Source organism: Kribbella sp., from assembly GCF_035687465.1.
GTDB lineage: Bacteria > Actinomycetota > Actinomycetes > Propionibacteriales > Kribbellaceae > Kribbella.
On record NZ_DASRXP010000514.1, the window covers coordinates 1 to 2,397 of the forward strand.

At 70.3% G+C, this 2,397-nt stretch carries 2 protein-coding genes; one reads left to right on the top strand and one right to left on the bottom strand.

All coding sequences use genetic code 11. The annotated features are described in order from the left end of the window. On the top strand, window positions 1-1,588 hold a 1,588-nt coding region (locus VFG33_RS27455), incomplete at its 5' end, for a thioester reductase domain-containing protein (protein ID WP_325055858.1). Between the two features lie 43 nt (window positions 1,589-1,631). Here VFG33_RS27455 and VFG33_RS27460 read toward each other — a convergent pair. Beyond that, a partial coding sequence (locus VFG33_RS27460; protein ID WP_325055859.1) for a flavin monoamine oxidase family protein occupies window positions 1,632-2,397 on the bottom strand: 766 nt, incomplete at its 5' end.

Consider the following 2,397-nt stretch of genomic DNA (forward strand, 5'->3'; position numbering starts at 1 on the left):
GTTGCCCGTCGACCTGGCGGCCGCGCGGACACACCCCACCCAGCCCGCACTGATGCGGGGTCTGACCAGGACCCGGCTCCGGCCGGCCGCGGCGACGAAAGCCGCCGGGCCCGGCACCGCCCTGCTGGACACCGTCGCCGGCCTGGACGAGCGTGCCCGCCGAGCTCTGCTGGTCGGTCTCGTCGTCGAACACGCTTCGGCCGCGTTGGGCCGGGGCGCGGAGGACCCGATCGGTGTCGGGCAGGTGTTCCAGGACATCGGGTTCGACTCCCTCACCGCCGTCGACCTGCGCAACCGGCTGAGCGGAGCGGTCGCCACGCGGCTGCCCGCGACGGTGGTGTTCGACCACCCGACTCCGGTCGCCCTCGCCGAAAGGCTGCTGGCCGCCCTGGTAGGCACTCCGGGGGACGTACCGGAGACCGTCGACTTCGGCGCGGAAGTCCGGCTGGCGCCGGACGTGACGGCCGCGGGGCCCGCCCATCTCACCCATGAGCCCGCGCACGTGTTTCTCACCGGGGCCACCGGATTCCTCGGGTCGTTCCTCCTGCGCGACCTGCTGCGGACCACCTCCGCCCGGGTTCACTGCCTCGTCCGGGGCAAGGACGAGGCCGACGCCCTCCGACGACTGATCGAGGCGATGGAGTGGTATGAGACGCGGCCGGACGTCGACCTCGCCCGAGTCGACGTCGTCGTCGGCGACCTGGCCGAGTCGGCGTTGGGACTCGGTGAATCGTTGTTCGACGAGCTCGCCCGCGTGATCGACGTCGTCTATCACGCGGGCGCCAGCGTGAACTGGCTCTATCCCTACGAAACGCTCAAGCCGGCCAACATTGCGGGCACCGAGGAGGTGCTCCGGCTGGCGGCCCGGCACCGCACCGTCCCGGTGCACTACGTCTCTTCGACCGGCGTCTACGCGCAGCGGCCTGCCGAGGGCGTCCGGTTGTCGGTGGACGACCCCACCGGACCGCCGGAGACCTTGTCGAACGGGTACCGCCAGGCGAAGTGGGTGGCCGAAGCCGTGCTCGGCCTCGCCCGTCGTCGCGGTGTGCCGGTCTCGATCTACCGGGTCGACGTCGTCTCCGGCGACCAGGTCAACGGCGCGTGCCAGACCCAGGACTTCGTCTGGCTCAGCATTCGCGGAATCCTTGAAGCGAAAGCGATCCCGGCGAACTCGGCGAGCTACTTCCACCCGACTCCGGTCGACTACGTCAGCGCGGCGATCCTGTACCTGTCGCAGAGGATCAGCGCAGTGGGGGACACCTTCAACCTCTCCAATCCCAGCGCTCTCCCGTTCACCGAGGTGATCGACCACCTGCGGACGCTGGGCCATCCAGTCGCCGAAATGGACCACCAGGAGTGGAGCGAAGTCGTCCGCGCCGACCCCGCGAACTCGCTGATTCCGCTGCTCGAAGTGTTCGAAGCCGGGTTCGCCGGCGAAGGAGGCTATCCCGCCATCGACACCGGCAAGACCGAGGTCGCGCTCGCCGGCAGCGGGATCGCCTGCCCCGAGGTGACAGGTGACCTCCTGGCCAAGTATGTGGACTTCTTTTCCAAGAGGGGGTACTTCCCCAAGCCTGCGGCGATCTGACCCGGCCCGGGGTGGTGGAGCGGCCGGGCCGCTCCACCACGTCTCACCCGGCTCGGTGACCGAGGGCGTGCACGATCCCTCCCGCTTGACCCGCCGCACGGAACCCCGACTCGATGGCGCCTTCCACGAAACCCGCCCAGCCGCTGGCGATGTCACTGGTGGCGAACGCCAGCCGGCCGTGAGGAAGCTGGATGGCGGGGAGCTGTGCGGTCAGTTGCCCAGGGCGGCGCAGCGCCCAGCCGCCGAGCGAATACCGGTCCGCGCCCCAGTCCTGTGCACGGTGCTGGATCAGCCGCGCCTCCGGCAGGACCCGCTGCACTGCGCGCTCTATCTCTCCCCGGTTCGTCACGTCGAGCGCGGGCAGGCTGTTCAGGGCCAGCATGATCTGGCCGTCGGGGACCATGCTGTGGGACAGCACGGTCATGAACGTGTCGCCTTCCGCGCCGTTGACCACCACCGGCTCGGCGACCCCGCGCACGTGCAGCCAGAGCTTGCGGCTATTGCGCACGCCGACGCCCTGACCGGCCGCGATGGCCTGCACCGCGGGCAGGCCGGGGGTGAACCGGATGGTCTTCCAGAGGTTCACCGGCACCGCCACGACCACCGTCCGGGCGGAGAAGACCGCACCGGCCTCGGTGGTGACACGAACCTGGCCGCCGTTGTCGGAGACGGCGGCGACGGGCGAGTTCAGCCGCAGATCGATTCGCGCCTCGGCGAGGATCGCTCGCAGCAGGCTCGACATGCCGGTCTCCAGCCGATGGCTCTGCGCGCTGTACCAGGCGTTGACGTTGCCGCCGGCGAGTGCCCAC